The following is a 16532-nucleotide window of genomic DNA, read 5'->3' as shown; positions in this document are numbered from 1 at the left end:
TGAACGCCATTCATGGTGTGAATGGTATAGAATGAAACTCTCGCAAGTCGATATGAACCTCTTTCTCGTGTTCGACGTGATCTATGCCGAGCGCAATCTGACACGGGCTGCCGAGGTTCTTTCGGTGACGCAACCGACCGTGAGCAATGCGCTGGCCCGCATGCGGGCACAGTTCAACGATCCCCTGTTCGTGAAAACCAGCCGCGGCATGACGCCAACCCCCTTTGCCGAAAGCCTGTCGGGCAGGATCGGCGAGGCGATGGGCCTTCTGGCGTCCTCTGCCCATGCGCGGGACGAGTTTCGCCCGGACACCAGCCAGCGGGTGTTTCGGCTAAGCATGAACGACTGGCTGGAGGTTCGGATCATGCCCGATCTGGCGGCCGCGATCAGCCTGTCTGCACCAAACGTGGGGTTGCGAAGCCATCGTGTGTCACGCTCGGATATCCTGCGCGATCTGGCGTCGGGGGCGCTTGATCTGGCCATCGACGTGCCGCTCGAGAACGCCGCCGATCTTGTGCATGTGCCGCTTGTATCGCAACGCTATGTCTGCGCGGTGCGCCGCGGGCATCCATTGGCGGGGCAGGCGCTTACGATCGAAGAGTACCTGGCCCTTGGGCACGTACACGTCTCCGGGCGGCGCAGAGGGGGCGGATTGGTCGACTATGCCCTGCAGCGGATCGGCAAGCGGCGGGCTCTGAAGCTCAGGTTGCAACACTACCACTCGGCCGCGCCGGTGATCCGCAATAGCGATCTTGCCCTGACGATTACCGAAGACCTTGCCCGTGATCTTGATTTCGAAGTCCTTGAGTTGCCGTTTGATGTGCCGGAATTGGCCTTCAATCTCTATTGGCACCGGCTGCTGGATGAAGATCCGGCGAACCTGTGGATTCGCAATCAAGTCATAGGCTTATTTGCCAATGTGAATGTGAATTATGAAACCTAAATCGGCGCCATCAGCTGCAAGGCTTCTTCGCTCAGGGCGGATGCCAGAATGTCGCTGCCCAGACGGGCCTCGAAGGCGGCGGGTTGGATGAGGGAGATCGCCCGTTCCGCCTTTGGCGTGTCGAGGCGGCGCAGAACGATGTCATCGCGACGCCGCGCATCGGTCGCCGCATAAAGGCGCGGCAGGATCGCGATGCCGGCTCCGGCGGCGGCCATCAGGAGAATGGCCGCAAGGCTGGTGCCTTCGTATTCATCCGGCACCCGCGCATTGGCGAGGGCGGCAATTTCCGAAACCATGCCCGACAGCCTGTGTCGTGATCCCAGCGCAAGCAGGTTGCGTCCCGCAAGCGACGCCAAGGGCAAGGGCCCCGCATCACCGGCAAGCGGGTCGTCCTTGGGGATGGCCGCCCACAGGGTTTCGCGAAACAGGGGAATTTGCAGGGTGCCGGGGTGATCCTCGGGGGTGGACAGGATCATGTCAAAGCGGCCACTGCGCAGCCCCAGTTCCAGATCGGCCGTGCTTTCCTCGCGGACGACCAGCCGGAAATTGGGGTGATCGACGTGCAGACGCCGGACCACACCCGGCAGCAGGTAGGGGCCGATCGAGGGCAGGACACCAAGGCGCAGGCGGCCATCAAAGATGCCATCCCCCGTCACGCAGGCGCGCAGGTCTTCCATCTCGTGCAGTATGCGACGGGCGCGCCGCACGATTTCCGCCCCCTGTTGGGTCATGACGGCCCCATGACGCCCGCGATTGAAAATCCGTACGCCAAGATCGGTCTCGGCCTCGACAATTTGTGAGGACAGGCTGGGTTGGCTGATGCCGAGCTTTTCCGCCGCCATTCCAAAGCGGGCGGTGTCGGCGACGGCAACGATGTATTCGAGTTGTCGGAAGGTCGGGCGCATTAGATAGATAAAGGCTATGGAAAGTTAAGTTACAATATATTGGACCTAAGCTGGTTGGCAAGCGATACCCCGCCTTCAGAAAATACCATCCCTGGAGACGTCTGATGGAAAACGCGATTGCCATGCTGGCCAACAACCTTCTCGTGCCAACGATCCTGTTCTTTGCGCTGGGTCTTGTGGCGGCGGTGATGCGAAGTGACCTGTCGATACCGGAAGGCGCAGCCAAGGTGATGTCGATCTACCTGCTGTTTGCCATCGGGTTCAAAGGCGGTGTGAGCATTTCGGAATCAGGTGGCTCCGGCAAACTTTTCGCAACGCTGGTGGCGGGGGCGGTCCTGTCGCTGTTGATGCCCTTCCTTGCCTATGGGCTGTTGCGGGTGATGACGCGCCTGTCGCAACTGGATGCCGCAGCCGTTGCCGGACACTATGGATCAATCTCCATTGTTACCTTCGTAACCGCTGCCAACCTTCTGGAAACGCAAGGCATTTCTTCGGAAGGATATATCGTTGCCGTGGCCGCCGTCATGGAGGTTCCCGCGATCCTCTCGGCGCTCTGGCTTGCGGCGCGCAGCCGCCCTGGCACCAAGTTGGATGCACATCTTCTGCGCGACATCCTCGCCAATGGCTCGATTGTGCTTCTGGTGGGGGCCTTTGTCATCGGTGCCATCACCGGCAAGGACGGGCTTGAGCAGATCGACCATTTCATCATCGTGCCCTTCACCGGCGTCCTGTGCCTGTTCCTTCTGGACATGGGGCTTTCGGCCGGGCGCAGCCTGATGGAAAACCGTCGCGACTTGAGCGTGGGTCTCTTTGCCTTTGGCTGTCTCATGCCGCTGATCGGCAGCCTGCTGGGTCTGGGCCTGTCGATGGTCATCGGCCTGTCGCAGGGCGGCACCTTCCTGTTCATGACGCTGGCGGCCTCGGCTTCCTATATCGCCGTGCCCGCCGCCATGCGCATCGCGCTGCCCGAGGCCAAGTCGGGGGTCTACCTCTCAGCCTCCCTTGGTATCACCTTTCCCTTCAACCTCACACTCGGCCTGCCGCTTTACGCATGGCTGGCCGGGTGCGCGGTCTGAGGCCGGTTACTTGGCCCGCTGGAGCATCCCGAAAAGATCACGCGGATCATCGGGATCGGCCAGCAGGTCGAGATCATAGTGGAAATCGGTGTCCTTCACCTTGTCGCGGATATAGCGAAGGGCACTGAAATCCTCGATGGCAAAGCCGACGCTGTCAAACAGGGTGATCTGGCGGGCACTGGTGCGGCCCTGTTTGGCACCGGTGACAACCTGCCAGAACTCGGTCACCGCGAAATCCTCGTCCATTTGCTGGATTTCGCCTTCGATCCGGGTTTGCGGCGGGTATTCTACGAAAACGTCGGAACGTTCCAGAATGCCCTTGGCCAGTTCGGTCTTGCCGGGGCAATCGCCGCCAATCGCGTTGATATGCACGCCGGCGCCAACCATGTTGTCGCTCAGGATCGTGGCATATTGCTTGTCGGCGGTGCAGGTGGTCAGAATCTGCGCGCCTTCGATGGCCTCTTCGGGCGTGGCGCAGATCACGGTTTTCAGCCCGGTACCTTCAAGGTTCGCAGCACACTTGCGGCTTGCAGCCATGTCCTTGTCATAAAGGCGGATGGTGTCGACACCGCAGATCGCCTTCATCGCCAGCGACTGGAACTCGGATTGTGCGCCGTTGCCGATCATCGCCATGGTGGTTGACCCTTTGGGGGCGAGGTATTTTGCCACCATCGCAGAGGTCGCCGCCGTGCGCAGCGCGGTCAGCATGGTCATCTCGGTGAGCAGCACGGGATAGCCGGTATAGACATCCGCCAGCAGGCCAAAGGCGGTCACGGTTTGCAGACCTTCAGAGGTGTTCTTGGGGTGGCCGTTCACATATTTGAACCCATAGGCTTCGCCGTCCGAAGTGGGCATCAGCTCGATCACGCCGACGTCGGAATGCGAGGCAACCCGCGGTGTCTTGTCGAACAGTTCCCAACGCTTGAAGTCGGCCTCGATATACTCCGCGAGGTCGCGCAGCATGTCTTCGACGCCGATATGGTGGATCAGGCGCATCATGTTGTCGACGCTGACGAAGGGCACAAGGGCTTTGTCGGAAGGGGTGCTCATCAGTGGGTCCTCTCGGTGCGGCGGGTCAGGTGGACACCGGCCAGCATGCAGCGGACAGAGCCGCCGGCAGTTTCGATTGTCGGGATGTCCAGCGGCAGGGGCTGGGCTGTTTTTTCAATGATCGCAATCTGTTCCGGGCGCAGCGACGCCAGCGCCCGGGAGGAGAGCGCAAGGATACGGCGATCACCGGTCAGTTCGATGGCGTTGCCGGCAAATTCGCCGATCTGGGCATGGCTCAGGTCGATGACCTGTCGGCCGGAGTCCTCAAGGCGCTGTGCGACCGTGCGGCGGCGCTCGGGGTCGACGATCATATCAAGGCAGATCAGCGCATAGCCCGTTCCGATGCCCATCAGCACGTTGGTGTGATAGACATCGCGGCCTTGCGCGTCGCGGGCCTCGAAGGCAATTGGTTCAAAGTTGAAGTGGGTGCAGAACCGTTCCAGCAGGATCGGATCAGCGCGGTTGGAGTGTACGGTATAGGCAATGCGCCCGATGTGATCGAGAACCATCGCGCCGGTGCCCTCCAGGGCCAGGCCATCCTGTTCGAGGCCGGAATAGTCGATCACGTCCTGCACGCGATAGTCGCGCTTGAGCATTTCGATCACGTCCTGACGCCGTTCCTTGCGCCGGTTCGGGGCGAACATCGGATAGATCGCAACGTGACCACCGGTATGCGTCGAGAACCAGTTGTTCGGAAAGACACTGTCGGGGGTTTCGGTGCTGGTGTCTTCGAAAACATGCACCCTAACGCCAGCCTTGCGCAGTTTGGCAACGGCGGCGTCGAATTCGCTGCGCGCCGCTTCTGAAGTGGCGGCGGCACTGTGGTTCGACAATGTCTGGAACGCGTTGTCGTCGCGGGTTTCCGGGTTGGAACAGAAATGATGCGGGCGGATCATCACCACCGCGTCGGGGGCTTGCAAGAGTGTCATCAATAGCTCCGGGTGGGACGGTCAAAGATCCGGCGACCAAGGGCCGAGGCGGCGAGATCGACCATCAGCTTCGTGGTGCGGCCGCGGGTGTCGAGAAAGGGGTTCAGCTCGACCAGATCCATTGAGGTCATCAGGCCGCTGTCGTGGAGCATTTCCATCACGAGATGCGCTTCGCGGACCGTGGCACCACCCGGCACCGTGGTGCCGACAGCGGGGGCCACGTCGGGATCAAGGAAATCCACATCCAGGCTGACGTGCAACATGCCATTGGCGGCGGCGACCTTTTCGAGGAAGGCAGACAGGGGCCGCGCGATGCCATGCTCGTCAATCTCGCGCATGTCGTGGCGGTGGATGTTGCTGTCCTGAAGCGCCGCGCGTTCGGCATCATCCACCGACCGCAGACCAATGATGCAGATGTTGTCCTGTGGAACGGGATGGGGGACGCGCGGAAAGCCGTCAAAGCCGTCGAGGCCCGCGAAATAGGCAACGGGCGTGCCATGCAGGTTGCCGGAATCGGTGCTGCCGGGGGTGTGGAAATCGCTGTGGGCATCCAGCCAGAGGACAAACTGCGGGCGATCGATCCTTGCGGCGTGGTTGGCGACACCGCGCACCGTCCCGGCCGACAGCGCATGATCACCGCCAAGGAACACCGGCAGGCCATCATCCATCGCCTTTTCCGCCGCATCCGAAAGCGCCTCGGTCCAGGCGATGGTTTCGTTCAGGGCGTGCAGGTGGGTGTCGGGCGCATCAGCCTTGTGGTCCGCAGGGGCGAGGTTGCCGCGGTCGATCACGGTGTGTCCAAGCGCGCTCAGGCTTTCGGCCAGACCGGCGGTGCGATAGGCATCCGGGCCCATCAGACAGCCGCGGCGTCGCTTGCCGGAATCCACCGGTGCCCCGATCAGGATGCAGGTTTTGGGAATCATTTTCTTGTCCGTCGCATTTCGATTGTTTTTCAAGATGCGTTCGATTTGTGTTGATTTGGACCCAACAATTTGCTCAATACGGTCGCCATTAAGGCAAATCGGAAATGGAAATCGTCAAAGTGGATGATCTGGACCGCAAGTTGATCTCGACCCTGCGCCATGATGCGCGCGCGTCCCTGTCGGATTTGGCGATTCTTCTGGGGGTGTCGCGCACCACCGTTCGCGGCCGGATCGAACGGTTGCGCGACCAGGGGGTGATTGTCGGATTTACCGTTGTCTTGAAAGAGGATGCCCACCGCGACGCGGTGCGCGGCCTGATGATGATCGGTATCGAGGGGCGGGGCGCGGAGCGTGTCACCCGCCAGCTCGGCGGGCTGCCTGCGGTGCGGGCGATTCACTCGACCAACGGGCGGTGGGACCTGATTGTCGAACTGGGCACCGCGACCCTTGAGGAACTCGACGAGGTGCTGGGCCGGATTCGCCGTTTCGAAGGGGTGAGCACCTCGGAAACCAACCTGCTGCTGGCCACGAAAAAGTCGGGCTAGACAATCTTCGAGAAGATTGTCGGGCCACAGGATTTTCTAGAAAATCCTGTGCTTACCTTCCGGCAGGCGGGCCGCCCAGAACCACAGAACGGCCACAACAAGCGATCCGATGCCGTTCAGGTTGGCCATTGTCAGCCCCAGCATCTGCCAGGGGATTTCGTCACACAGCACCGGCGCCGCGCCTTCAAAGCTCAGCAGGTTGTCCATGTCCGAGGACAGCCCGCGCCCCGTGCACGAGGCCGGCCCAGGCCACCATTTGCGCTCAACGCCGGAATGATAGAAGCCGATGAAGGATGTGGTCAGCGCGGCAAGTCCTGCGAGATAGGGCAGGATACGGGTGCCGAAAAAGACTGCCGCGATCCCGATCAGGGAGGCCGCCCAATGCGGCCAGCGCTGCCAGTAGCACATGGCGCAGGGCGCCAGTCCGCCGATGTATTGAAACGCCCAGGCCCCGAGGATCGAGGCAATCGAAAAGGCGGTCAGGCCCATCAGGATGGCACGGCGGGACAGGGTCATAGGTACCTCACGAGAAGGAAACCTCCGAACAGGAGGATCAGGAACAGCGTTGTCATAAGTCCAAGACGACGCTCGATAAAGTCACGAATTGGTGCGCCGAATTTCCACAAAAGCGCCGCCACGAGGAAAAACCGGATGCCGCGCGCGATGATCGCGGTGCCGACAAAGGTTGCAAGCGGCATGCCGGTCCAGCCCGACATGATGGTGATCACCTTGAAGGGGAAGGGGGTGATGCCCGCGCCAAGAACTGCCCAGAAGCCGAAATCGTTGAACCGGCTGTTGAACTCGCTCATGGCGTCGGCCTTGCCGAGGCTGGCAAGGATCGGCTGGCCGATCTGGTCAAAGGCAAAGGCGCCGATGGCATAGCCTAGCAACCCGCCCAGAACCGACGCGACAAGGGCCACGGCGGCAATCAGCCAGGCCCGTGACGGCCGGGCAAGGATCATCGGGATCATCAGGACATCCGGCGGGATCGGAAAGACCGAACTTTCCGCAAAACTCACCAATGCGAGAACCCAAAGCGCGCGCGGATGATCGGCCATGCGCAGGGTCCAATTATAGAGATTGGTCAGCATACTGCCCGCTTCCCGTTTCTTTGTTGCCGGAATCAGAAACTATCCGGATGAAGATTTCACACATAAAGTGCGTGACTTATGGGGGGCTCCTATGGTTGCCTTGACGAACAGGGCATTCAAGGGAGGTTGGTGCCCAAGATGTATTGCGAACTGGGAGGATACGCAATGAAACTCACGCTCAAGGCGGCGCTTGCAGGTGCCGTGGCCCTCACGCTCACGGCGGGAACGTCCTTTGCACAGGAGGTGACACTGCGCTGTCAGCATTTCCTGTCACCCAAGGCCTCGATTCCGAAGTACTTCATCGCGCCCTGGGCCGAGAAGGTTGAAAAGGACAGCGGTGGTAGGATCAAGGTGGAAATCTATCCGGCGATGCAGCTGGGCGGCAAACCGCCCGCGCTTTACGACCAGATCCGTGATGGCGTGATCGATTGTGGCTGGGCGCTGCCGGCGTATACGCCGGGTCGTTTCCCCGAAACCGAAGTGTTCGAACTGCCCTTCATGACCTCGATGAGCGCCGAGGCCTCGTCCAAGGCGTTCTGGGAGTTCTATGAGAAACACGCAACCGCCCGTCTTGGCGATATCAAGGTAATGGCGCTGCATGTGCATGGCCCCGGCGTGATCCACAAGAAGGGCGATCCGATCACCTCGACCGCGGATTTCAAGGGGTTGAAACTGCGCGGCCCGTCGCGTCAGGCCAACGCGCTTCTGGAAACCCTTGGGGCAACGCCGGTGGGGATGCCTGTGCCGGCCTTCCCCGAAGCCCTGTCAAAAGGCGTGGTGGATGGCGGTGTGATCCCGTGGGAAATCGTTCCGCCGCTCAAGGTGCATGAACTTGCCGACAGCCACACCCAGATCGGTGGCGATCGTGCGCTTTACAACACCACCTTTGTCTGGGGCATGAACAAGGCCAAATACGACAGCCTGCCTGATGATCTGAAAGCGGTCATTGATGCCAACTCGGGCCTTGAGGTCTCTGGCCTTGCCGGTCGCGGCATGGACACCGGCGATACCGGTGGCGAGAAGGCGACGGCTGCCAATGGCAACACCATCGTAACGCTTGATCCCTCGGTGGTGGCCGAGCTGCGCGCCATTGGTGATGCCCAGACCGAGGCCTGGATTGCCGATATGTCCGGCCGCGGGCTTGAGGCTCAGGCCATGGTGGATGACGCCAAGGCGCTGGTCGCCAAATACTCGCAGTAAAAGCATGGGGAAGGGCGCGTCCGGCACAGTTCGGGCGCGCCTTTGTGACGTTTCATGACCGTATTGATCGCCGGGGCCGGAATTGCCGGTCTGACACTGGGGCTGAGCTTGCATCAACTGGGCGTTCCGTTCCGCATTTTCGAAGCGGTGCGCGAGATCAAACCCCTGGGGGTCGGGATCAACCTGCAACCGCACGCAACCCGCGAACTCATGGAGCTGGGGCTCGAGGACGGGCTGGACCTTGTGGGGCTGCGCACGCAGGAAGTGGCCTATTTCTCGCGTCAGGGCGGGCTGATCTGGTCCGAGCCGCGTGGCATGAGTGCCGGCTACAAGTGGCCCCAGTTCTCGATCCATCGCGGCGGCTTGCAGATGTTGCTTCTGCGCAGCCTGCAGGAACATTGCGGCATGGACGTCGTGCAGATGGGAACTGCCGTGACCGGCTGGACGGACACGGCGGATGGTGTTGAAATTAAATTGGAAAACAGGAAGTCTGGCGAGGCGCTGGGAACTGAAAAAGGGGCCGTCCTGATTGCCGCTGACGGGATCAATTCGGCGTTGCGGGCCAGCCTCTATCCCGATGAAGGCCCGGCTCAGTGGGGCGGGACGATGATGTGGCGCGGTGTCACCAAGTGGCCGCGTTTCCTGACAGGGCGTTCGATGGCCATGGCCGGTGAGAAGCGCCGCAAGTTCGTGATCTATCCGATCGCCGATCTGCCGGATGGCGGCAGCCTGCTCAACTGGATTGCCGACCTGACCATGCCGCCCGACTATCAATGGCGTCAGCAGGATTGGAACCGTGGCGGCAATATCGAGGATTTTCTGCCTGAGTTCGCCGACTGGACGTTTGACTGGCTGAACGTGCCCGAGATCATCCGCAGCGCCGAGGCGATTTACGAATTCCCGATGGTGGATCGCAATCCGCTGGACCAGTGGACCTTCGGGAACATGACCCTCATGGGCGATGCGGCGCATGCGATGTATCCGATCGGCTCGAACGGCGCCAGCCAGGGCATCATTGACGCACGCATCCTTGCCCGCGAACTCAAACGCCATGGCATGGGGCCAAAGGCCCTGAAGGCCTACGAGGCGGAGCGGCGGGAGAAGGTCAACAAGCTGGTGCTGATGAACCGTGGGGACGGGCCGGACAAGATCCTCGACATCGTGGCAGACCGTGCGCCGGACGGGTTTGAAGATATTGAAACCGTCATGCCCCTTGCGGAGCGGCAGGCTTTCGCAGATGGCTACAAGAAGGTGGCGGGCATGGATATGGCGGCACTGAACGCACGTGGCCCCCTGATCGCGGTCTGACAGGAGACATCAATGACACTTGCACCCAATGCACAGCGGCGGATCGGCCGCGTGATCGAGGCAGCCTCGCGCTGGATGGCCTATGGCGGCGGTGTGCTGCTGACGGCCATGGCGGGCATGACGGTGGTGTCGATCATCGGGCGGATGTTCACGGAATACGGGTTGGGGCCTGTGCCGGGCGACTATGAATTGGTGGCCAATGGCTGCGCGCTGGCGGTGTTTTCCTTCCTGCCGTTCTGCCAGCTCAAGCGCGGGCATGTGACTGTCGATATCCTGACGGTGAACTTTCCCAAACGCATCCAGGCGCTGACCGGCCTGATGGGGGATCTGCTGATCGCGGCCGCCGCGCTGGTGATCCTGCGCCAGCTCTGGTTCGGGTTCGGCGAAAAATTCCCCTATGGCAGCGATGGCCTGCGCGACAGCCTTGGTATGGGCTATAAACCCTTCTTTCCGGAAACGACCTATGAATTGGAGATCCCCGTGTGGATACCCTATGGCTTTGCCCTGATCGGCGCGGTGATGTTTGCGCTGGTCGCCCTCTATACCGTCTGGCGCAGCCTCAACTGGGTGCTGGCGGGTGAGGAGGGCGCGCTATGACCGGCCTGACACTTGCCCTGACCGGCTTTGCCCTCATGCTGGGCGGGATTTTCCTGCGGGTTCCAATTGCCCTTGCCATGGCGCTAACGGGGTTCTTTGGCACATGGTACGTGCTGGGCACGCCGAATGCGCCGATGGCGCAGCTAAAGACCCTGACCTATGAGACCTTTTCCAACCAGGGGCTTTCGATCGTGCCGCTGTTCCTGCTGATGGGACAGTTCGCAACGCGCACAGGCATGTCCTCGGCGCTGTTCCGGGCGGCAAGCGATTGGCTTGGCCACCGCAAGGGGGGCGTGGCGATGGCCTCTGTCGGGGCCTGCGCGGGCTTTGGCGCGATCTGCGGCTCGTCGCTGGCAACCGCCTCGACAATGGGGCAGGTGGCCCTGCCGGAAATGCGCCGCCGTGGCTATTCCGACAGCCTCTCGACCGGTGTGCTGGCCGCCGGTGGCACCCTCGGCATCCTGATCCCGCCGTCGGTGATCCTCGTGATCTATGCCATCATGGCCGAGCAGAATATCGTCAAGATGTTCATGGCCGCCATGGTGCCGGGCCTGCTCGCGGCACTTGGCTATATCCTGACCGTGGCGATCTACGTGCGTCTCAAGCCCGACAGCGCCACCACGGCTGAGCGTGTTCCGATGCGCGAGCGGCTCAAGACCTTTGCCGCGACCTGGCCGGTGATCGCGATCTTTGGTCTTACGATGGGCGGCATCGTGGGCGACTGGAACTGGTCCAAGCCCGGGCCGCAGGCGCTCTTCACACCCAACGAGGCGGCGGCCTTCGGGGCCACGGCAACAGCCCTTTACGGTATCGTTGTTGGCAAGCTGACGTTTCAGGGCTTTCTGAACGCAATTCTCGAGACGGCCAAGGCCACGGCGATGATCTTTTTCATCCTGCTCGGGGCCGAGATCTTCAAGGGCTTCCTTGCCCTGACGCGTGCGCCTGATATGCTGGCCGACTGGGTGCTCAGCGCCGGGTTTGCGCCGCTGATGGTGCTGACCGTCATGCTTCTGGCGTACCTCGTCTTTGGCTGCGTGATGGATTCACTTTCGATGATCCTGCTGACCATCCCGATCTTCCTGCCGGTGATCGAGGTTCTGGATTTCGGCATGAGCGCCGAAGACACGGCGATCTGGTTCGGCATCATTGCCCTGATCGTGGTCGAGGTGGGATTGATCACGCCACCCGTGGGGATGAACCTTTTCATCATCAACGGCGTGGCCCGCGACATCCCGATTTCGCGCACCTATGCCGGCGTTGCGCCCTTTGTTCTGTCCGACCTGATCCGCGTTGTGATCCTCGTGTCCTTCCCGGCGATTACGCTGTGGTTGGTCGGCGTGATGTTTTGACAAAAACCGCGCGTTTGGGGCTGGACCTCGGGCGCGCGCTTGGCTAGACGTTTCGGACGGAGCCCAAGTGGCGGAATGGTAGACGCAGGGGATTCAAAATCCCCCGCCTTTGCGGGCGTGCCGGTTCGAGTCCGGCCTTGGGTACCAAGCTCCTCAAACGATTGACTTTGCCTTCGGGTCCACGTTTCGCGCGGGCTTGATGTCCGCGTTTTGAAGGACTGCATGGTCCCAAAAGAAAAGCCCCGGAGTCGTGGTGACTTCGGGGCTTTCTGTTTGTTTATCGGATCAGGCCTTGGCGGTTTCGCTGGTCTTGATGCGGAAGAAGACCATGTAGAGCGCAGGTACCACCAAGAGCGTGAGAATGGTTGCAAAGCTGAGGCCGAAGACCAGAACCACCGCCATCGAGCGGAAGAAGGCATCGGCGAACAGCGGGATCACGCCGAGAACGGTGGTCAGGGACCCCATCATCACTGGCCGAACACGGCTGGCTGCAGAATCCACCACCGCATCGAACCGCGGCATGCCTTCGGCGATTTCGATGTCCATCTGGTCAACCAGAACGATGGCGTTCTTGATCAGAAGACCCGAAAGCGAAAGCACCCCGAGGATCGCCATGAACTCCATCGGCAACCCTGTCGTGACAAGGCCGAAGGTCACGCCGATCATCGCAAGCGGCACGGTCAGGAAGATGATGAGCGGTTGTCGGATTGCGTTGAACAAGAGGACAACCGTCAGCACCATCGCGGCAAAGCCCATCGGCACTGTCGAGAACACGTCGGCATTGGCTTCGGTGCTGTCGCCATATTCACCCTTCCACTTGAGCTTGTAGCCCGCTGGCAACTCGATCGCCTCGATTTCGGGGCGCAACTCGGTGAACAGGTCGCCGGAAAGGACGCCGGCAACCGGATCGGATTGTGCCTTGATGGTCCAGACACGATCAACGCGGCGATACTTGGCCGAGCGCCACTCGGTCTTGAAGCCGTCCACCAACTGCAACAGGGGCACCGTTCCGCCGGTCACCGCCGAGGCCACCTGAACGGTTTCAATGTTGTCGACGCCAAGCCGTTCGCTTGCCGGGGCGCGTTGCATGATCGGGATCAGATAGTCTTCCTCGCGGTAGATCCCGACCTGCCTTCCGGTGAAGTTGATGTTGATTGCATTGGCCACATCCTCGCGGGTGATGCCAAGACGCCGTGCGCGGGTTTCGTTCATGATCGGTTCGATCACCGGCACCGGCTGACGCCAGTCATCCTTGATCGAGGTTGCGCTCGGGTTCGAGGCCATGATGGCCTTGGCCTGATTGGCCAAATCCCGCAGCACCACCGGATCGGGGCCAGAGAATTGGGCTTCGATCTTGGAGCCGCCGCCGGGGCCAAGCTGGAAGCGCCAGACCTTGGCTTGCACGTCGGGATAGGTGTTGTCGACATGGGCCTTGATCACGGGGATCATCGCATCGATCTGGGTGTAATCGTCGACCTTGAGAAGCAACTGCCCATAAGACGAGGTCCGGTCCTCGGGGCCGTAGACCAGCATGTAGCGGATTGTGCCTCCACCGGTCAGAGACAGAACGTCGACCACGTTTTCGCGCCCCTTCATCTCCTCTGCCAGTTCCCGGATAATGGTATCGGTTTCCTCAATATCAGTGCCTTCAGGCAGGAAGACATCCACCACGATCTGCGGTGTCGTGGAGGCGGGGAAAAAGCCTGGCGCAATCAGCGACATCCCCATCACGGCCAGGGCAAAGGCGCCAAAGGCACCGGCGATCACCAGAACACGGACCTTCAGCAGAACCACCATGAAGCGCTTGTAGAGCCGCATCATGGTGCCTTCCTTCTGCTCTTCGGCCTCGCCCTTGTGCTCCTTGAACAGGAGGTCCGCGAAAAGCGGAACGGCGGTCAGGGCGAAAATCCACGAATAGGACAGCGAAATCATCACAACCCAGAACAGGTGGCCGGTGAATTCGGCCACGTCACCGGGCGCAAAGCCGATGGGCGCAAAGGCAATGATTCCCACAACGGTGCCCCCCAGAAGGGGCCACTTGGTACGGGTCACGATGTCCTTGGCCATCGCCAGCTTGCTCTTGCCCTGACGTACGCCAACGAGGATGCCCTCGGTCACCACGATGGCATTGTCCACCAGCATACCAAGCGCGATGATCAGCGCGCCAAGCGAGATGCGGTGCATCGGAATGCCCATCAGGTTCATCGTTGTAAGCGTCGCCGCAATGGTCAGCAGAAGCACCCCGCCGATAACCACGGCCGAGCTGATCCCCATGAACACCCCAAGCGTGATCAGAACGATCACCAGCGCCATGAGAACGTTCAGGGCAAAGTCCTTTACCGACACGTCCACGATGTCACCCTGATGATAGTAGGTCTCGATCTCGAGGCCGATCGGGCGTTCGCTTTCCAGTTCGGCAATCTTGGCGGTGATGTTGTTGCCGACTTCGACGATGTTCTCACCCGGCAGAGCAGCCACACCGATGGCCAGGGCAGGCAAGCCGTTGTAGCGCATGATCTTGGTGGCGGGATCCTTGTAGCCCCGCTTGACCGATGCGATGTCGCGCAGACGCACAACGCGCGAGTCGTTGCCCGTGGTCACAACCGTGTTTTCCAGTGCCGTGACCGAGTCGGTGGTTTCAGGCAGCTGGATGGTGATCCGCTGCCCGTCGACCTTGACGTTCCCGGACGACACCACGGAGGTGTGTTTTTCCAGCTGGCCAAAGACCTGATCCAGCGTCACGCCGGCAACGGCAAGTTGCTGCTGGTTGAACTCGAGATAGATCGCTTCATCCTGAACGCCGTCAATAACCACCTTGGCCACGCCATCAACCGTCAGAAGCTCGGTGCGCAGCGACTTGGCATAATCCTGCATCTCCCGGGGCGAGAAACCGTCACCGGTCAGGGCATAGAACAGGCCATAAACGTCGGCATAGTCGTCATTGACCAGAGGCTCTGCCGCGCCGGGGGGCAGGTTGCGCGCAGCATCCCGCGCCTTGTTGCGCAGCTTGGTGTAGACAATATTCAGGTCTTCCTTGGTCTGCGAAAACTCGAACAGGATATCGACGGCGATGGTCGAAAGGCCTGCTTCGGACGTGGACCTCACTTCGTCGACCTCGATCATCTCCTGAAACGCGGTTTCCAGCGTTTCCGTGACCTCGTTGGCCACTTCAAGCGGCGTGGCACCCGGATAGAAGGTGATGACCTGCGCGGTTCTGATGGTGAACTCGGGGTCTTCGAAGCGTGGCATGGTCTGATAGGCCGACCAGCCCCCGAACAGCGAGATCAGGATGACGATCGCGCCGATCAGGCGGTTCTTGATTGAAAACTCGGCAATGCTCATGGTGATGACCCTTAGTTGCCGAAGCGGCGGATTTTCGTACCTTCAAACAGGTAAGAAGCACCGGCACCAACAATTTGATCGCCTTCACGCAGGCCGTCTGTGACCGCCAGCTTGTCGCCGACTTCATCCGCCACGGTGATGTTGCGGCGGCTTACGGTCATGTCGCTTTCGTTGACCAGCCAGACATAGGCGGTTGCACCGTCGTGCTGGATCGCTGCCGTGGGGATCTCGATGACGGGAGTATAGGGTTTGGACGCGTCAAGAATGACCTCGGCAATCAGTTCGCCGGTCATACCCGGGAGAACCGAAAGTTCCTCCGGACGGGTAAAGCTGAACTGTGCTTCATAGGTCTGGGTCGCCGGGTCGGCCTGAAGCGCGATGGCGCGGAATGCGGCGGGGATGGCTTCCAGCGGGGCGACGTCGAGGACAATGTTACTGCTGATGACCTGGAAGTCAGAGGAATCCACCATGCGGCTTGCCGGAACGTTGGCGAGGGCCTTGAAGGCGATTTCACTTTGCAGCGTCACGATTGACTGTTGGTTCGAAACCGTCTGGAACTGGTCTACTTCGACAAGGGCCACAACACCGTCGAACGGGGCAAGAAGCGTGGCGTCGCTCAGACGCTTTTCCGCAGCTTCCAAGCTAAGGGCCGCCAGGTCCCGCGAGGTTTTACGGCTGTCGTAGGAGCTCTGCGAGATATTGTCCTGCTGCAAGAGGCGTTCGGCGCGTTCGAACTCTTGTTCCGCCTGTTCCAATTGCGAACGTGCCTGCATGACATTGTTTTCAAGGATACGGGTGTCGACGCGCGCGATCAGATCGCCTTCCTTGACAACACTTCCCTCGATGACGGGAAGCTCCTGAAGCACGCCGCCTTCCTGCATGGTCAGAACTGCGGATTGTTCGGGCTCGACGACAATCGGGATTTCAACCCGCTGAACCCGGTCTCTTTCAGTGACCGTTAAGATTTTGGCGGGCCGCGCGGGTTTCGCGGCGTCCTGAGCGATCAGAGAGGTTGGCAAGGGGGTGACCAAGCTGGCCACAGCGGCCAATACAAAGGGGGTAAGCAAGCGGGTCCGCATTGGGTGTCCTCTCGAATCCGTACATATTATTATTGGGTATCGTAGCAGACGCCATTTAGTGTTGGCGTGAGAAATTAAAAGAGTGACGTCAGGGGCTTGGAGAAAAAATCTTTCTGGCTGGCCGCGCTTTTGTCTCCTGCGGGTCAAAATCCTGCCCTGATTGCGGAAGAGAACGGGACGACCGGAAATTTCGCC

At 60.7% G+C, this 16532-nt stretch carries 15 protein-coding genes and 1 tRNA gene; 8 read left to right on the top strand and 8 right to left on the bottom strand.

The features are described from left to right. Positions 1-31: 31 nt before the first annotated feature. Entirely contained in the window at positions 32-943 is a 912-nt protein-coding gene (locus tag NNA36_RS13985) for a LysR family transcriptional regulator (RefSeq protein ID WP_255108061.1), read from the top strand. On the opposite strand, the gene NNA36_RS13980 is transcribed toward NNA36_RS13985, so the two are convergent. Next, positions 940-1848 carry a LysR substrate-binding domain-containing protein gene (locus tag NNA36_RS13980; RefSeq protein WP_255108060.1) on the bottom strand — a complete coding sequence of 303 codons (909 nt, stop codon included), beginning with the start codon at positions 1846-1848 and terminating at the stop codon, positions 940-942. The two genes, NNA36_RS13985 and NNA36_RS13980, sit on opposite strands and share 4 nt — an antisense overlap. A gap of 104 nt (positions 1849-1952) precedes the next feature. On the opposite strand from NNA36_RS13980, the gene NNA36_RS13975 reads away from it, so the two are divergent. After that, entirely contained in the window at positions 1953-2924 is a 972-nt protein-coding gene (locus tag NNA36_RS13975) for a sodium-dependent bicarbonate transport family permease (RefSeq protein ID WP_255108058.1), read from the top strand. Between the two features lie 6 nt (positions 2925-2930). On the opposite strand, the gene NNA36_RS13970 is transcribed toward NNA36_RS13975, so the two are convergent. Genes NNA36_RS13970 through rocF form a run of 3 tightly spaced genes read right to left on the bottom strand, consistent with a single transcriptional unit; the run spans position 2931 to position 5826 of the window. After that, complete coding sequence (locus NNA36_RS13970) at positions 2931-3974, bottom strand: ornithine cyclodeaminase (protein ID WP_255108057.1); 1044 nt, start codon at positions 3972-3974, stop codon at positions 2931-2933. Further along, positions 3974-4903 carry a citrulline utilization hydrolase CtlX gene (gene ctlX, locus NNA36_RS13965; protein WP_255108055.1) on the bottom strand — a complete coding sequence of 310 codons (930 nt, stop codon included), beginning with the start codon at positions 4901-4903 and terminating at the stop codon, positions 3974-3976. The genes NNA36_RS13970 and ctlX overlap by 1 nt, the downstream gene beginning before the upstream one ends. Beyond that, the gene (rocF, locus tag NNA36_RS13960; protein ID WP_255108053.1) at positions 4903-5826 is read right to left on the bottom strand and encodes an arginase; all 924 of its coding nucleotides are present in this window, start codon (positions 5824-5826) and stop codon (positions 4903-4905) included. The genes ctlX and rocF overlap by 1 nt, the downstream gene beginning before the upstream one ends. 119 nt (positions 5827-5945) lie before the next feature. Between rocF and NNA36_RS13955 the strand changes: the two genes are divergently transcribed. After that, positions 5946-6371 (top strand): Lrp/AsnC family transcriptional regulator, encoded by a 426-nt coding sequence (locus tag NNA36_RS13955; protein WP_255108327.1) that lies wholly within the window; start codon positions 5946-5948, stop codon positions 6369-6371. 36 nt (positions 6372-6407) lie between these two features. On the opposite strand, the gene NNA36_RS13950 is transcribed toward NNA36_RS13955, so the two are convergent. Both NNA36_RS13950 and NNA36_RS13945 read right to left on the bottom strand, forming a co-directional pair. Then, the gene (locus NNA36_RS13950) at positions 6408-6887 is read right to left on the bottom strand and encodes a disulfide bond formation protein B (RefSeq protein ID WP_255108051.1); all 480 of its coding nucleotides are present in this window, start codon (positions 6885-6887) and stop codon (positions 6408-6410) included. After that, positions 6884-7462 (bottom strand): YqaA family protein, encoded by a 579-nt coding sequence (locus tag NNA36_RS13945; protein WP_255108050.1) that lies wholly within the window; start codon positions 7460-7462, stop codon positions 6884-6886. Before NNA36_RS13945 ends, NNA36_RS13950 begins: the two co-directional genes overlap by 4 nt. A gap of 165 nt (positions 7463-7627) precedes the next feature. On the opposite strand from NNA36_RS13945, the gene NNA36_RS13940 reads away from it, so the two are divergent. From NNA36_RS13940 to NNA36_RS13920, 5 genes are all read left to right on the top strand, one after another. Further along, complete coding sequence (locus NNA36_RS13940; RefSeq protein WP_255108048.1) at positions 7628-8662, top strand: TRAP transporter substrate-binding protein; 1035 nt, start codon at positions 7628-7630, stop codon at positions 8660-8662. Between the two features lie 54 nt (positions 8663-8716). Then, positions 8717-9970 (top strand): flavin-dependent oxidoreductase, encoded by a 1254-nt coding sequence (locus NNA36_RS13935; RefSeq protein WP_255108046.1) that lies wholly within the window; start codon positions 8717-8719, stop codon positions 9968-9970. A gap of 12 nt (positions 9971-9982) precedes the next feature. Beyond that, positions 9983-10567 carry a TRAP transporter small permease gene (locus NNA36_RS13930; RefSeq protein ID WP_255108040.1) on the top strand — a complete coding sequence of 195 codons (585 nt, stop codon included), beginning with the start codon at positions 9983-9985 and terminating at the stop codon, positions 10565-10567. Further along, on the top strand, positions 10564-11916 hold the full coding sequence (locus NNA36_RS13925) for a TRAP transporter large permease (RefSeq protein ID WP_255108039.1): 1353 nt from the start codon (positions 10564-10566) through the stop codon (positions 11914-11916). The genes NNA36_RS13930 and NNA36_RS13925 overlap by 4 nt, the downstream gene beginning before the upstream one ends. A gap of 61 nt (positions 11917-11977) precedes the next feature. Beyond that, a tRNA-Leu gene (locus NNA36_RS13920) sits at positions 11978-12063 on the top strand. Positions 12064-12201: 138 nt separating this feature from the next. Here the strand turns inward: NNA36_RS13920 and NNA36_RS13915 are convergent. Together NNA36_RS13915 and NNA36_RS13910 are read right to left on the bottom strand one after the other, a co-directional pair. Continuing rightward, the gene (locus NNA36_RS13915; RefSeq protein ID WP_255108038.1) at positions 12202-15258 is read right to left on the bottom strand and encodes an efflux RND transporter permease subunit; all 3057 of its coding nucleotides are present in this window, start codon (positions 15256-15258) and stop codon (positions 12202-12204) included. An 11-nt stretch (positions 15259-15269) separates the two neighbouring features. Beyond that, a complete protein-coding gene (locus tag NNA36_RS13910) occupies positions 15270-16337 on the bottom strand; it encodes an efflux RND transporter periplasmic adaptor subunit (protein ID WP_255108037.1) in 1068 nt (355 codons plus the stop codon). Positions 16338-16532 lie beyond the last annotated feature (195 nt).

It is taken from the genome of Shimia sp. CNT1-13L.2, assembly GCF_024331145.1.
GTDB lineage: Bacteria > Pseudomonadota > Alphaproteobacteria > Rhodobacterales > Rhodobacteraceae > Shimia.
This window is presented reverse-complemented; position numbering and strand designations above follow the sequence as displayed.